At 60.2% G+C, this 13,722-nt stretch carries 14 protein-coding genes and 1 pseudogene; 11 read left to right on the plus strand and 4 right to left on the minus strand.

Annotated features, from left to right (window positions below; genetic code table 11):
• The first annotated feature begins 161 nt into the window (after nucleotides 1–161).
• The 3 genes from K9B32_RS13910 (at nucleotide 162) to K9B32_RS13920 (ending at nucleotide 2,694) form a co-directional block, all read left to right on the plus strand.
• Complete coding sequence (locus K9B32_RS13910) at nucleotides 162–455, plus strand: ArsR/SmtB family transcription factor (RefSeq protein WP_007790053.1); 294 nt, start codon at nucleotides 162–164, stop codon at nucleotides 453–455.
• Between the two features lie 240 nt (nucleotides 456–695).
• A complete protein-coding gene (locus tag K9B32_RS13915) occupies nucleotides 696–1,817 on the plus strand; it encodes an alkene reductase (protein WP_224563029.1) in 1,122 nt (373 codons plus the stop codon).
• 73 nt (nucleotides 1,818–1,890) lie between these two features.
• Nucleotides 1,891–2,694, plus strand: a complete 804-nt coding sequence (locus K9B32_RS13920; protein WP_224563030.1) for an aminoglycoside phosphotransferase family protein — start codon at nucleotides 1,891–1,893, stop codon at nucleotides 2,692–2,694.
• A gap of 34 nt (nucleotides 2,695–2,728) precedes the next feature.
• Here K9B32_RS13920 and K9B32_RS13925 read toward each other — a convergent pair whose 3' ends face one another.
• Nucleotides 2,729–3,739 carry an NAD-dependent epimerase/dehydratase family protein gene (locus tag K9B32_RS13925; RefSeq protein ID WP_224563032.1) on the minus strand — a complete coding sequence of 337 codons (1,011 nt, stop codon included), beginning with the start codon at nucleotides 3,737–3,739 and terminating at the stop codon, nucleotides 2,729–2,731.
• Nucleotides 3,740–3,833: 94 nt separating this feature from the next.
• Between K9B32_RS13925 and K9B32_RS13930 the strand changes: the two are divergent.
• A pseudogene (locus tag K9B32_RS13930) lies at nucleotides 3,834–4,744 on the plus strand (LysR family transcriptional regulator).
• A gap of 26 nt (nucleotides 4,745–4,770) precedes the next feature.
• Here the strand turns inward: K9B32_RS13930 and K9B32_RS13935 are convergent.
• Nucleotides 4,771–5,052 carry a DUF2188 domain-containing protein gene (locus tag K9B32_RS13935; RefSeq protein WP_007790042.1) on the minus strand — a complete coding sequence of 94 codons (282 nt, stop codon included), beginning with the start codon at nucleotides 5,050–5,052 and terminating at the stop codon, nucleotides 4,771–4,773.
• A 228-nt stretch (nucleotides 5,053–5,280) separates the two neighbouring features.
• Here K9B32_RS13935 and K9B32_RS13940 point away from each other — a divergent pair, with 228 nt between their 5' ends.
• The 4 genes from K9B32_RS13940 (at nucleotide 5,281) to K9B32_RS13955 (ending at nucleotide 7,335) form a co-directional block, all read left to right on the plus strand.
• Nucleotides 5,281–6,378, plus strand: coding sequence for a calcium:proton antiporter (locus K9B32_RS13940; RefSeq protein ID WP_224563034.1), 1,098 nt, complete (start codon nucleotides 5,281–5,283; stop codon nucleotides 6,376–6,378).
• A 161-nt stretch (nucleotides 6,379–6,539) separates the two neighbouring features.
• On the plus strand, nucleotides 6,540–6,686 hold the full coding sequence (locus K9B32_RS13945) for a hypothetical protein (protein WP_224563037.1): 147 nt from the start codon (nucleotides 6,540–6,542) through the stop codon (nucleotides 6,684–6,686).
• Between the two features lie 57 nt (nucleotides 6,687–6,743).
• Nucleotides 6,744–7,019: a hypothetical protein gene (locus K9B32_RS13950; protein WP_224563040.1), complete on the plus strand. Its 276-nt coding sequence runs from the start codon at nucleotides 6,744–6,746 to the stop codon at nucleotides 7,017–7,019.
• Nucleotides 7,020–7,068: 49 nt separating this feature from the next.
• Complete coding sequence (locus K9B32_RS13955) at nucleotides 7,069–7,335, plus strand: DUF1488 domain-containing protein (protein ID WP_224563042.1); 267 nt, start codon at nucleotides 7,069–7,071, stop codon at nucleotides 7,333–7,335.
• Nucleotides 7,336–7,828: 493 nt separating this feature from the next.
• On the opposite strand, the gene K9B32_RS13960 is transcribed toward K9B32_RS13955, so the two are convergent.
• Nucleotides 7,829–9,031, minus strand: coding sequence for a pyridoxal phosphate-dependent aminotransferase (locus tag K9B32_RS13960; protein ID WP_224563043.1), 1,203 nt, complete (start codon nucleotides 9,029–9,031; stop codon nucleotides 7,829–7,831).
• Nucleotides 9,032–9,085: 54 nt separating this feature from the next.
• On the minus strand, nucleotides 9,086–9,385 hold the full coding sequence (locus tag K9B32_RS13965; protein WP_224563045.1) for a hypothetical protein: 300 nt from the start codon (nucleotides 9,383–9,385) through the stop codon (nucleotides 9,086–9,088).
• 19 nt (nucleotides 9,386–9,404) lie between these two features.
• Between K9B32_RS13965 and K9B32_RS13970 the strand changes: the two genes are divergently transcribed.
• From K9B32_RS13970 to K9B32_RS13980, 3 genes are read left to right on the plus strand one after another with little or no spacing between them, the layout of a single operon-like run.
• The gene (locus tag K9B32_RS13970) at nucleotides 9,405–11,738 is read left to right on the plus strand and encodes a marine proteobacterial sortase target protein (protein WP_224563047.1); all 2,334 of its coding nucleotides are present in this window, start codon (nucleotides 9,405–9,407) and stop codon (nucleotides 11,736–11,738) included.
• Nucleotides 11,735–12,517, plus strand: a complete 783-nt coding sequence (locus K9B32_RS13975; protein WP_224563049.1) for a class GN sortase — start codon at nucleotides 11,735–11,737, stop codon at nucleotides 12,515–12,517. Before K9B32_RS13970 ends, K9B32_RS13975 begins: the two co-directional genes overlap by 4 nt.
• A gap of 56 nt (nucleotides 12,518–12,573) precedes the next feature.
• Nucleotides 12,574–13,722: a PQQ-dependent sugar dehydrogenase gene (locus tag K9B32_RS13980; protein WP_224563051.1), complete on the plus strand. Its 1,149-nt coding sequence runs from the start codon at nucleotides 12,574–12,576 to the stop codon at nucleotides 13,720–13,722.

Genomic DNA, 13,722 nt, shown 5'->3' on the forward strand with positions numbered 1-13,722 from the left:
CTTCACACCTTTAAAGGGCCCCGATCTTTCGGTGGCCCTCTTTTTTTGCCCAAAATTTAGCCAGGCCGGGAAATGCAACAATTCACGCCGTCGTGACTTGCATATCGAGAATGGTAAATCCATATATCGCCTGAAGACGATTTATAATTCGATGAACGGCGATGGAAAAAGACGAGATCCTGAAGGCGATAGCCCACCCGACACGGATGGAGATCTTAAGCTGGTTGAAGAACCCCGAGGAGCACTTTTCCTCGCAGGAGCACCCGCTTGAGATGGGCATATGCGCAAGCCAGTTCGAGCGCTGCGGCCTTTCGCAGTCGACCGTCTCGGCACATCTCGGGACCTTGAGCCGCGCCGGCCTCGTGACGACAAGACGCATCGGCCAGTGGATCTTCTACAAACGCAACGAGGAGACCATCGCGGCTTTCTTGAAGCAACTGTCGAAGGATCTGTAGGTGCCCGGTCGGCTTTGCGATGCACTGCCTGAGCGCGCTCATGCTCGCTGCGTTGAACGCAGAGCGACAGGACCGCTTTCTAACACAGGCTCCTGCGCAACTCGCACCACCAGCGCGCCCCGTCCGTTGATCGGGCGCGTTAGGACCACCCTCCCCTATCCCTTGGTCGAACGGCAGGCGCGTCCGCCACGGCCGAGTGATTTTCCAGCACCCAAGACCAGAACCCAAGAAAGGACTCCCATGAGCAAGCTTTTCGAACCGACAACGGTTGGCGATATCGCCATCAAGAACCACATCGTGATGGCGCCGCTTACGCGTAACCGCTCGCCGGGCGCCGTTCCCAACGACCTCAACGTCGAATACTACCGCCAGCGGTCAGGGGCTGGGCTGATCGTCACTGAGGCAACGGCCATTACGCATCAGGGCCAGGGTTACGCAGATGTTCCCGGCCTCTATTCCAAGGAAGCGATCGAGGGCTGGAAGCGTGTGACCGATGCCGTGCATGCGGCGGGCAGCAGGATTGTCGTTCAGATGTGGCATGTCGGCCGTATCTCGCACACGACGCTGCAGCCGGACGGCGGAAAGCCGGTCTCCTCGACGAATACCGCCGCAAAATCCAAGACCTATCTCGTCAACCCGGATGGCACAGGAAGCTTCGTGCCGACGTCCGAACCGCGCGCCCTCGAAACTTCGGAAATCCCAGGCATCGTTGAAGACTATCGGAAGGCCGCGCGCGCCGCGATTGAAGCCGGCTTCGACGGCGTCGAGATCCACGCTGCAAATGGTTATCTGATTGACCAGTTCCTGCGCTCCGGTATCAACGACCGGACGGATCAGTACGGTGGCTCGGTCGAGAACCGCGCACGCTTCCTCTTTGAAGTCGTTGATGCGATCACGGCCGAGATCGGCGCCCGCCGCACCGGCATCCGCATTTCACCCGTGACGCCGGCAAACGATTCGTCCGACCCGGATGCACAATCGATCTTCACTTATGTGGTCAAAGGTCTGGCAAAGTATGACCTCACCTACATCCACGTCGTCGAGGGCGCGACCGGCGGTGATCGCAACTATCAGCAAGGCGACAAGCCCTTCGACTACAAGGCGCTCCGCAACGCCTACGAGAAGGCTGGCGGCATGGCGAACTGGATGGTCAATAACGGCTATGACCGCGACATGGCGATCGACGCCGTGGAAAGCGGCCGCGCCGACCTCGTTGCGTTCGGCAAACCGTTCATCTCCAATCCGGACCTCGTTCAGCGCCTCAAGGACAACACGCCGCTTGCCGGCCTTGACCAGGCAACGCTTTATGGTGGCGGTGCTGCCGGATACGTAGACTATCCAACGCAAGAAAAAGCCGCCTGAGCCTACACCTACCAACGGAGATCCCGCCATCTGGCGGGATTTTCTTTTTTCAGCGCCTGGTTAGCATGTCACCATGTTCGAATCGCACATCAAGCGCTGGCGACTGACGATCGACGGCGAACCGATCATCACCCATTCCAGCCATCTCCTGCCCGTTCTGTGGGACGGCAGACCTGCGATGCTGAAAATATCCAAGGACTGGGCTGAGCGGGCGGGTGGCGCCCTGATGCAATGGTGGGACGGCATCGGCGCGGCAAGGGTCTACGCGCACGACGGCGAGGCCGTTCTGCTCGAGCGCGCGATGGGCCACCGCTCGCTTCTGCCAATGGCGATAGACGGTGCGGACGATGCGGCAACCCGCATTATTTGCAGCACAGTCGCAAAGCTTCACACCCCACGCGAAAAGCCCCGGCCGGAGCTCATTGCGCTTACCCGCTGGTTTCGCGACCTTGCGTCGGCGGCAGAGGTTCATGGCCACATACTGGGTCAGTGCAACCTGATTGCCAGAACACTGCTTTCCGATCCGCGCGATCCCGTCGTCCTGCACGGCGACATTCACCACAGCAACATCCTCGATTTCGAACGGCACGGCTGGTTGGCGATTGATCCAAAAGGCTTGATCGGCGAACGCGGCTTTGATTACGCCAATATCTTCGCCAACGAAGACCTTCCGACAATAAGCGCTCCCGGTCGTCTGCAGAGACAGCTTCGACTTGTCGCCTCCGAGGCTGGCCTTGAGCCGAAGCGACTGCTCCAATGGATTGCCGCCTATTCGGGCCTGTCAGCCGCCTGGTTTCTTAGCGATGGATCGACGGCACTGGCCGAAAGTCCACTCGCTGTGGCGCGCATCGCGCTAGCTGAATTACAGCGGGACTAGGCGCATCGTTCGCCCAGTGCGCCGCTGCTTTGAGCTAGTGAACAGCCTGTACCGAAACGCGTGCTTCGCCCTCCTGACCAGCTGTCGGCAGGCAGCCGAGCGAGACCAACGACGCGCGAACAGCTTCGTCGATCGGCGTATGGGGTTCGCTGCCGAGCTCGGTGATCAATCGTTCATTCGACATCCGCAGCGGCTCCCGCCAGAGGTAGCGCATCTCCTTCAGTTCACGCATGAAAGTGACGAATGGAGCGGCCAGCGGCACGATCCACCAGGGAAAGGCCTGCGTCTTTATGGTGCTGCCCGCCACCCGTTTGATAGCAGCCACCATCTGACAACCATCGGCATCCCAAAAGCCGTCCATGTGATAGACGGCAAAGGATGGCAGGCGATCACCGCATTCGACGAGACGGACCATCGCTTCGGCAACATCAGGCAGATAGGCCCATTGGTGCCCGACGCCGCACCGCGCTGGATTCTTGACGGTGGTCAGCAGCTTTCCCGGCGTGACCATGCCTTGTGAGAACCAGCTACTGGCAGCCCCCGGTCCGAAAAAATCGCCAGCACGGACAATGATGACCCGCGCGCCGGTTCGCGAGGCAGTCTCTAGGCGTCGTTCCATTTCGACACGGATCGCTCCCTTTTTCGTCACGGGATGCTGCGGGCTGTCTTCCCGAAGGACCGGAAAGGCATCCGGTCCAAAATTATAGACTGTGCCCGGCAGAACGATGCATGCGCCGACCGAACTCGCGGCTGCGACGGTGTTGTCGAGCATCGGGAGGACGAGCTTTTCCCAATCGCGGTAGCCCGGCGGATTGACGGCGTGAATGATAAGGCTGGCACCTTGCGCCGCCGTCATCAGATCGGTGGCGTTCATCGCATCGCCCGGGAGCCACTCGAAATTCGGCGCTTTCGCGCGGGCCTTGGCTGCATCCCGGTTCAGCGCCCTCACCTGCCAGCCGCGTGCGGCGAGCTTGCGCGCGACCTCGCCTCCGATCCCACCCGTTGCACCGAGCACCAGAGCAACCCGTCCGTACTGTTCCGTCATGATGGTCTCCGTCAATTTCGACTGAAGCCGATCATGCCTATGTTCCGACACAAACAAAATTGACGAAATTCGTTGCGCAGATATACATGAATGCATGAACAGAGAACCGGACTGGCATGTCTACCGAACGCTGTTGACCGTCCTGGAGCAAGGATCGCTTTCGGCGGCGGCCCGTGAACTGGGCCTGACGCAGCCGACGGTCGGGCGGCACATCGATGCGCTCGAGGACGCAATCGGCTCGCAGCTCTTCGTCCGCTCGCCGAACGGTCTATTGCCGACCGATGCGGCGCTCGAATTGAAGCCCTACGCGGAAACGCTCGCGGCGACATCCGCCGCCCTGCTGCGAACTGCATCGGGACATCGAGAGCGGGTCGCTGGCACAGTCCGGATAAGTGCCAGCGAGGTCATCGGTGTCGAGGTTCTGCCACCGATCCTCGCGCCACTAATGGCGGCCCATCGCGACCTCAACATCGAGCTCTCGGCGTCGGACGCCATCGAGGATCTACTCAATCGGGAGGCGGATATCGCCGTAGGATGGCAGAGCCGGCTCAGGATCAGCTACTCGGCCGCCGCATCGGAGAAATACCGCTCGGCTTTCACGCCCATCGTCGCTACATCGAGCAACATGGCATGCCGGAGGAGATCGCTGACCTCGCAGGACACCGCCTTGTCGGCTTCGACCGGCAAACGGCCTATATCCGGACCATGATGGCGCGCTTTCCATTGCCGGACGGGCTCGCCTTCGCTTTTAAAAGTGATAACCCGCTCGCGCAGATCTCGGCAATTCGCGCCGGCCTGGGGATTGGGATCTGCCAGACGGGCCTTGCGGCACGGGACCCGGATCTGTTGCCCGTCCTGCCGGAGCTTTTCCGGATACCTCTCGACACCTGGGTCGTCATGCATGCGGGGATCAAAACGGCGCGCCGCTACCGTGTCACGTTCGACGCGCTGGTAGACGGCCTGATGAATTACGTGAGCGGAACGGCGCGCAAACGCCCGGGCTGATCATCGCATGCATGATAAACGCAGGCTCATGCGCGGGGCGAGGCTTCGCTGGAATGGCTTTTCCAGGTGCCGTCGACAACCTCGGTCTCCGGCCGGTCCCCGCCTTCGGCATACTCCTCATGCCATTTGCCCTTATCATCCTGCCAGCTGATCTCCGCGGAATCACCGCCAACCTGCTGTTCGGCCGCAACGATACGGGCTGCTTCGAGTGCTTCGGAGTGTGTGGGAAATGCTTCGGAATAGACATTGCCCAACCGGTAGGCCCAGCCCCCGTCGTGAGGAACGACCTCGTAGACCACCTTGACCATGCATTTCACTCCTCTTCTTGTTCGCGCCCGAACACTGACCGGATTGCATCCAGTTCTGCGCGGGCCGCGTTGCAAGAGACGAGTGGGCGCCGCGATATGCTTCCGGCTGACCGATGCGTTAGTATTCCATTAAATTCTCAAGACTGCAAACGCACCTCTCCGCATGCTCGCTTGCCATGCAAAATCATCGCTTTAGACTTTCCAGATGAATCAAGATCGGAGCTTTCCGTGAAAATTGTGTCGCGACTGAAAGACGAAATGTTCTTGGTATTGGCGATGGTCGTCGCCGCTTTCGCGTACCTGTCGGAGCATACGGTTCTTGAGATGGGCCGCGGCATATCGCTCATCGCGGCCGCAGCGCTTGTCGCCACCATCGTCGTTGCCTCGGTTCGCGTCGCCCATCATGCGGAGATCCTGGCAATCAAGGTTGGCGATCCCTATGGCACGATGATCCTGACACTGTCGGCCGTTGCCGTGGAAGTGATCATCCTCGCGATCATGATGAGTGGCGAAAGCTCCCCCACGCTCGTTCGCGACACGATCTATGCAGCCCTGATGCTCGACATCAACGGCATCCTTGGCCTCGCCGCCCTGCTCGGTGGCTTGAAACACGGAGAGCAGCCATACAATGACAACTCGGGAAAGACCTATGGCGTTATGATCCTCACTGCCATGGGCATCTCGATGATCGTTCCGGAATTCGTGCCGGCGCATAAGTGGCACTACTACTCCGCCTTCACCATCCTGGCTATGGTCGCCCTCTACGGCCTCTTCCTGCGTATGCAGGTGGGTCAGCATAGCTACTTCTTCAGCTATGCCTATCCTCGCAGCGAGCGGAAGAAGACCGATCCGCAGGAGCATTCGACCGAGGATTCCACGGCCGCCTCGATCGCCACGATCCTGATCGGCGTGGTCATCATCGGCCTCCTTGCGGAGTTCATGTCCACCTTCATGACGGAGGGCCTGCGGGATACCGACGCTCCCGTTGCCCTGACCGCCATCGTCGTCGCAGCGATTTCCGCGGCGCCCGAAATCCTGACGGCGCTGCGTGCAGCGCTGCGCAACCGCATGCAGGCGACCGTCAATATCGCCATGGGTGCTTCACTATCGACTGTCATCCTCACGGTTCCGGTGATGGAGGCGATCGCGCTTTATACCGGTCAACCCTTCATCATGGCCATGACACCGGTCCAGACTGTCATGGTGGCGATCACCCTGATTGCGGCAGCCATCAACCTCAACGACGGTGAAACCAATGCCATCGAAGGCATGACGCATTTCATCCTCTTCGCGACGTTCCTGATGCTGTCGGCATTGGGACTTTGATTCTGTGGAACCTGTCCGATCGTTCTGTCGCTACGGCCAGGAGATCGCACCTTGCAATTCGTATACGCGCGCACCATCTTTATGGTATCGGCAGCATCTGAAACGGGCGCTGCCGGGTGCGGACGATCAGAAGCGTTCCAGCCCCAACGAAGGAGGACAGCATGTCTTCCGCCTCCAGCATACAGTTTATGGAAAATGTGATGCGGGAAGCTCTGCGCTTCCGCTATGTCGATTTTCTTATCAAGTCGACCCCGGCAGTCAGCCTGGCATTCATCGCCTATGTCACGTTCCGCGGTGTCCTTTGGTAGGAGCAGCCGTTGTGAACCCACAATTCATTACCGAGGGCCCTTTCATTCGAGGTCACCATGGCAGAGCGCACCAGAGAAACTGAAATAACGTTTGCTCACCCCTTCGTTCTGAGCTCGCTGGTAGTCCCGTTGGAAGCGGGGACCTATCGGCTGATTGTCGACGAAGAAGAGATCGAAGGCCTATCATTCTGCGCCTTCAGGAGAACCAATACCCATCTCGAAATACCGGCGATTGCAACGGATAGCGGCACCAGGCAGCGATTGAGTGTGCCTTCGCAGGAAATTGAAACAGCCTTGGCCAAGGATGCCAGTACAACCGAGCGTTGCGGCTAACGAGCGGCCGCCATTCGACAACGCGTTCCGGAGGAATAAGAAGAGCACTATGGCAATCGCATTTCCCAACCGCGCCAGAAGCTATGACGAAACCGCCAGGCGCATCCGCTTCCTCGGCCATGATGGTATGTTCGAGATTCGTTTCTCGATGGATATTGACGTGCTGACGAAGGGACCTTGCCCGGCAGCAACATCGGAACGCGACTATCTCGCGGGATTTGACGGGCTTCGAACCCGAATTCTAGATGTCGCCAAACGCGTCTATGGCTCTAAACGAGAGAATTTGATCGTCCTGAAACTGTCGGATTTCCAATAGCAGATCGATCGCAGTTTCCTTTTTCCTACACCAAAGCCCGTACCGAAAACCAACCCTACAACGAGGACCATCGGATGCATGAACCATGGAGCAAAAGCCGCGAACGCGCAGAAGCGGCGTTCGGATTGACACAGACACAGATGTTGTCCCGCACGCAGGAAGCATTGAAAATCGACGCCGTCGCGACCGCCAGAGATGAGAAGACCGCTCGACTGAGAGCGATGCGCCTTGAGCAAGAAGCGCACGCGCGGGCCGGGAAGTCTTCCCATGCAACGCCGATCAAGGAATGACCAAGGGACACTTGTCGCACATTTGGGACCCTTGGTTGGTTGAAGCGATCCCAGCGGGCCGGCCCTCGCCTTGCGGTACTGGGTACGCAACATGGCACTTGTGACCGGGAATTCGGTAGACTTTTCATCTCAGCGCCTTGGCAACGTCCGACCAACAAAAACCCGCCGTTTCCGGCGGGCTCACGCAGTCGTTCCTGAATTGCTTACTTGCAGGCGCCGCAGAAGCGCTGGATGCGCTTGCAGGCTTCCTCAAGCAGCGCTTCCGAGGTCGCATAGGAGATGCGGAAGTTCGGGCCAAGGCCGAAGGCCGAGCCGTGAACGACGGCTACACCTTCGCTTTCAAGCAACTCGGACACGAAGTCCTCGTCCGTCTCGATGACCTTGCCAGAGGGTGCGGTCTTGCCGATCAGGCCGGCGCAGGACGGATAGACGTAGAACGCACCTTCCGGAGACGGGCAGGTGATGCCCTTGGCCTGGTTCAGCATCGACACGACGAGGTCGCGGCGGCCTTCGAAGATCTTCTTGTTCTGGGGAATGAAATCCTGCGTGCCGTTCAGCGCTTCGACGGCAGCCCACTGGGCGATCGACGTCGCACCCGAGGTTTGCTGCCCCTGGATCATGTCCATCGCCTTGATGAGCTGGATCGGACCTGCCGCATAGCCGATACGCCAGCCGGTCATCGCGTAGGCCTTGGAGACGCCGTTCATCGTCAGCGTGCGATCGTAGAGCTTCGGCTCGACTTCGACAGGCGTGACGAACTTGAAGTCGCCATAGGTCAGATGCTCGTACATGTCGTCGGTCAGCACCCAGACATGCGGATGCTTCAGCAACACGTCCGTCAGTGCCTTGAGTTCGGCATGCGTATAGGCAGCGCCCGACGGGTTGGACGGTGAGTTGAAGACGAACCACTTCGTCTTCGGCGTGATCGCCTTGTCGAGATCGGCGGCCTGGAGCTTGAAGTTGTTTTCCTGCGTCGCCGAGACGATGACAGGGGTGCCGCCGCACAGCGACACCATTTCCGGGTAGGACACCCAGTACGGCGCCGGGATGACGACTTCATCGCCCGGGTTCAGCGTCGCCATGAAGGCATTGAAGAGGATCTGCTTGCCGCCGGTGCCGACAATCGTCTGCTCCCAGGAGTATTCCAGGCCGTTCTCGCGCTTGAACTTCGCGGCAATCGCCTTGCGCAGTTCAGGGATACCGGAAACTGGCGTGTACTTTGTCTCGCCGCGGTTGATCGCGTCGATGGCCGCCTTCTTGATATTATCTGGCGTATCGAAATCCGGCTCGCCGGCGCCGAGGCCAATCACATCGCGTCCTTTCGCTTTCAGCTCGCGCGCTTTCTGGGAAACGGCGATGGTGGCTGAAGGCTTCACACGGGAAAGAGCATCGGCAAGAAAGGCCATGATATCGGTCCTATACGGTTGATTTGGGCAGAAAGCCGGGACCGGAATTCTGCGTTAAGCTCTATGTCCAATGTGAGCAGGCATTTCAAGCGCAAAGGCGTGATGGTGCCAATGATTCTTCGTGATCGGTTGGCTCATGCGATTGTCGATTCGCGACATCGCCCACTCGGCCCGATGAATCATTTTGCGAAGCACTTGAATCGATTTCTGAAGAGAACCCGATTTACGCCCTGAAATCAAAAACTTCGCCTTTTTCAGGCTTTGCCACGAATTGGCCGCAACAAATGCCGCGGCATGCCGCAATTCGGTCGCGAGCGCGCCGAGATCGAAGCCGCATCTTGGTGCATCCGACATTGGTTATTGAGGGCATACCATGTTTTTGGAAGACGAGTTTGTCATAAGGCGCCTTCGCGCCAGTCGCGTATCCATCTCATTGCTGGTTGCATTCGTGGCTTTCGCCGCGTCGATCCTTATGACATTCGGGCTCGTCACGACGGTTTACGCCGAAGAAAGCCAGCAAAAGGTCGAGCAGCTCGCCGGCCTCGTTCGGCCAAACGACGTCAACAGCGGCTCCCTCCTCTTTCCCGCCAAGGAACCCGGCTTCTTTGTCGAGGCACCGCGCCTGAAGACCGATGTGCAGATGGACGTCTCCGGCCCCATCGCCCGCGTCAAGGTCACGCAGCGCTTCCAGAACCCGAGCAAGGGTTGGGTCGAGGGCACATACGTCTTTCCGCTTCCGGAAAACTCAGCCGTCGACGTGCTGAAGATGCAGATCGGCGAGCGCTTCATCGAGGGCCAGATCAAGCCGCGCCAGGAGGCGCGCGAGATCTACGAGCAGGCAAAGGCGGAAGGCAAGAAGGCCGCCCTTGTCGAGCAGCAGCGACCCAACATCTTCACCAACCAGGTCGCCAACATCGGCCCCGGCGAAACGATTGTCGTGCAGATCGAGTACCAGCAGGCTGTCCACCAGTCCGGCGGCGAGTTCTCGCTGCGCTTCCCGATGGTCGTCGCCCCTCGCTACAATCCGGCGCCGATCGTCCAGACCGTGGAATTCAACAATGGGGCCGGCTTCGCGGTCCCGACCGACCCGGTGGAAAACCGAGAGAAGATCGAGGCGCCGGTTCTCGATGCGCGTGAGAACGCCAAGATTAACCCCGTTGCGCTCACCGTCGACCTCAAGGCCGGCTTTCCGCTGGGCGACGTGAAATCTTCCTTCCATGACGTCGACATCAAGCAGGACGGCGACCAGAGCCGCACGATCTCGCTTACGGGAGAGAGCGTTCCGGCCGACAAGGACTTCGAACTCATCTGGAAGGCCGCGCCTGGCAAGACGCCAAGTGCCGGGCTTTTCCGCGAGGTCATCAACGGCAAGACCTACCTGCTCGCCTTCGTCACACCGCCGGCAACGCCCGATACATCGTCGCCGGCAGCCAAGCGCGAAGTCGTCTTCGTCATCGACAATTCCGGCTCCATGTCCGGCCCGTCGATCGCGCAGGCGAAGGAAAGCCTGGCGCTCGCCATCTCGAAGCTCAACCCCGACGACCGCTTCAACGTCATCCGCTTCGACGATACGACGACCGATTACTTCAACGGCCTTGTTGCCGCCTCACCCGACAATCGCGAGAAGGCCATCGGCTACGTTCGCGGACTGACCGCCGATGGCGGTACCGAAATGCTGCCGGCGCTGCAAGATGCGCTGCGCAACCAGGGCCCTGTCGCCAGCGGCGCGCTTCGCCAGGTGGTGTTCCTGACAGACGGCGCAATCGGCAACGAACAGCAGTTGTTTGCCGAGATCAGCCAGAACCGTGGCGACGCGCGCGTCTTCACCGTCGGCATCGGCTCGGCGCCAAACTCCTATTTCATGACCAAAGCCGCCGAGATGGGCCGCGGCACCTTTACCCAGATCGGCTCCGCCGACCAGGTCGCTGGCCGCATGGGCGAGCTTTTTGCGAAGCTTCAAAACCCGGCAATGACCGACATCGCGGTAACCTTCGAAGGCGCAAAAGCCGAGGACATTACGCCGAACCCCATGCCTGACCTCTATGCGGGCGAGCCGGTCGTTCTGACCGCCGAACTGCCGGAAGAAAAACCCACCGGCAAGCTCCAGATCATAGGCAAGACCGGCGTTCAGCCCTGGCGTGTCGATATGGATATCGCCAATGCCGCCGATGGCCAGGGAATTTCGAAGCTCTGGGCGCGGCGCAAGATCGACGATCTCGAAGCCCGCGCCTATCAACGGCAGGACCGCGCTTCGCTCGACAAGGACATCGAGACGGTAGCGCTCGCCCACCACCTCGTCTCGCGTGTAACGAGCCTCGTCGCGGTCGACGTCACGCCATCGCGTCCTGCAGGCGAGCCCGTCGGCTCGGCAAAGCTGCCGCTTAACCTGCCTGATGGCTGGGATTTCGAGAAGGTCTTCGGTGAGGAAGCCCCGGCCCCGACCAGCCCGCCCGATCATGCGATGGCGACGCCCCGGCAGGAGTTTGCGCAGCTGGCGGCATCGCGCATGGCTGCCGCACCTACGGCGAAGGCAGCCGGGCTGATTGCCCAGAAGTCCGCGTCGGTAAAGCTGCCGCAAACCGCAACGCGTGCAGACGAGCAGATCGTCCGCGGCATCGTCATGCTTCTAGCCGCACTGATCGCGGCAAGCGGGTTTGCCATTTGGCGCCGGCGCGTACGCGGCGTCTTCGCAGAGGCCAGGCAATGACGCCAGTGAGCTCGCGAGCCGGAGTTCGAAACCAGGAAGTGGACGAGTTCGGCCCGCTTCCGACCTACCTCGAACTCGCCATGGCGACGGCGGCGGCGACCGCTTACGATACTACGACGGCGCAGGAAAGCCGCACGCTCCTGCCCCGTCTCTCCATCGTCGAGAAGGCCATTGCTGTGTGCATCGCCGCCCTCGCGCTGTACGGAACGGCACTGGTGGCCGACGGGCTCTACATCAAGGCCAAGGCGGAATTGTCGCAGATTCTCCTGAAGCGGGCCTTTGCCGCCGAACTTCGCGGCGAAGACACCAAGCCTTGGCCCTGGGCGGATTTCACGACCGAGGCGGAAGTGACCGCGCCTCGCCTCGGCAAGCATGCGATCGTCCTGTCCGGCGCCTCCGGCGAGGCTCTGGCCTTCGGCCCCGCCTGGCTCGCCAATACGCCCCAACCCGGCGATGAGGGCACCTCCGTCATCGCCGCCCATCGCGACACGCATTTCCGTTGGCTGAAGGACGTCAAACCAGGCGACGAAATCGAGGTCACACGTCGCGATGGCAAGGTTTTGACCTTCAGGGCGGGCGAAGGCCGCATCGTGCCATGGGATCAAAGCGGCATTGATCCGGCAGCGCAAGGCCGCCATCTCGTGCTCGCGACCTGCTGGCCTTTCGGCGCGACGGAACGCGGCCCACTGCGCTACATCGTCGAAGCGGAACTCGTCGATGAGCAGCCAACCAGCACCATGCCGGCGGCAAACACAAAGCCGTTATCCCAGCGCCAATGAGCTTGAAGCAGGTGACCGACGCTCCACGTTGATCTGGACAGACGACGGGACGGACCATGACGACACTTGCACGGCTTCACTTCGGATTTCTTCTCGCAACAGCAGCCTTGGCCGCCTCCCCGGGCTTCTCTGCCGATATCGTCAAGACGAAAACGGTCGAGGTGCAAGTCGATACGATTGCAACAGGGCTCGAGCATCCTTGGGCCGTGGAGGTTCTTCCTGGCGGCTCCTATCTTGTCACCGAGCGACCGGGACGGCTGCGCATCATCCGCAACGGCAAGCTCTCCACCCCCATCGCCGGCGTCCCTGATGTCAATGCCCGCGGCCAAGGAGGCCTGATGGACGTTGCGCTCGCGCCTGATTTTGGAATGAGCCGCAGGATATTCCTCACCGCTGCGACAAGGGCCAAGGATGGCTCCGGCACTGAGGTCTTCAGCGCCACGCTGTCAAAAGACGGAACAAGCCTCGAGGACGTCAGATCCATCTTTGCGATGAAGCGTTTTACCAGCGGCAACATCCAGTACGGCTCTCGCATCGCCTTCGCCAAGAACGGCTCGCTTTTCATTAGCATCGGCGATCGCGGCGACAGGGATCGCTCCCAGGACTGGAAGGACGACGCCGGCTCCATCATTCACATCAACGCTGATGGCAGCATTCCTGATGACAACCCTTTCAAGGACGGCGCCAAGGCGCTTGCGGAAATATGGTCGAAAGGCCATCGCAATCCGCAAGGCATCGCCTTCGATGCCGCCGACGGCAAGCTCTATACGGCTGAGCACGGTGCCCGTGGCGGTGATGAGATCAACTCCATCGAACCCGGCAAGAACTACGGCTGGCCGATCATCACCTATGGCCGCGATTATTCCGGCGCCGAGATCGGCGAAGGCACGGCCAAGGAAGGACTTGAACAACCTCTTTATTATTGGGACCCGTCCATAGCGCCGGGAGCACTGGCCATTTATCGCGGCAAGATGTTCCCCGAATGGGATGGCAACTTTCTCGTTGCTGCGCTGAAGTTTCAGCTACTTTCGCGTATGCAGCGCAATGATGGCGGAGCCTTCGTCGCCGAGGAGCGGATATTCGACGGCTCCTATGGCCGCATGCGCGATGTGGTCATCGCACCGGACGGCGCCTTGCTGATCCTTACGGATGAAGATGATGGTGCCTTGCTGAGAGTGTCCCGAGCGCCGGCCAACAATGGTTGA

It is taken from the genome of Rhizobium sp. 3T7 (assembly GCF_020166565.1).
Lineage (GTDB): Bacteria > Pseudomonadota > Alphaproteobacteria > Rhizobiales > Rhizobiaceae > Rhizobium.

Coding starts and splice junctions, on each gene's coding strand:
- K9B32_RS13910 (WP_007790053.1), top strand. CDS start 162: ATGGAAAAAGACGAGATCCTGAAGGCGATAGCCCACCCGACACGGATG.
- K9B32_RS13915 (WP_224563029.1), top strand. CDS start 696: ATGAGCAAGCTTTTCGAACCGACAACGGTTGGCGATATCGCCATCAAG.
- K9B32_RS13920 (WP_224563030.1), top strand. CDS start 1,891: ATGTTCGAATCGCACATCAAGCGCTGGCGACTGACGATCGACGGCGAA.
- K9B32_RS13925 (WP_224563032.1), bottom strand. CDS start 3,739: ATGACGGAACAGTACGGACGGGTTGCTCTGGTGCTCGGTGCAACGGGT.
- K9B32_RS13935 (WP_007790042.1), bottom strand. CDS start 5,052: ATGGTCAAGGTGGTCTACGAGGTCGTTCCTCACGACGGGGGCTGGGCC.
- K9B32_RS13945 (WP_224563037.1), top strand. CDS start 6,540: ATGTCTTCCGCCTCCAGCATACAGTTTATGGAAAATGTGATGCGGGAA.
- K9B32_RS13950 (WP_224563040.1), top strand. CDS start 6,744: ATGGCAGAGCGCACCAGAGAAACTGAAATAACGTTTGCTCACCCCTTC.
- K9B32_RS13955 (WP_224563042.1), top strand. CDS start 7,069: ATGGCAATCGCATTTCCCAACCGCGCCAGAAGCTATGACGAAACCGCC.
- K9B32_RS13960 (WP_224563043.1), bottom strand. CDS start 9,031: ATGGCCTTTCTTGCCGATGCTCTTTCCCGTGTGAAGCCTTCAGCCACC.
- K9B32_RS13965 (WP_224563045.1), bottom strand. CDS start 9,385: ATGTCGGATGCACCAAGATGCGGCTTCGATCTCGGCGCGCTCGCGACC.
- K9B32_RS13970 (WP_224563047.1), top strand. CDS start 9,405: ATGTTTTTGGAAGACGAGTTTGTCATAAGGCGCCTTCGCGCCAGTCGC.
- K9B32_RS13975 (WP_224563049.1), top strand. CDS start 11,735: ATGACGCCAGTGAGCTCGCGAGCCGGAGTTCGAAACCAGGAAGTGGAC.
- K9B32_RS13980 (WP_224563051.1), top strand. CDS start 12,574: ATGACGACACTTGCACGGCTTCACTTCGGATTTCTTCTCGCAACAGCA.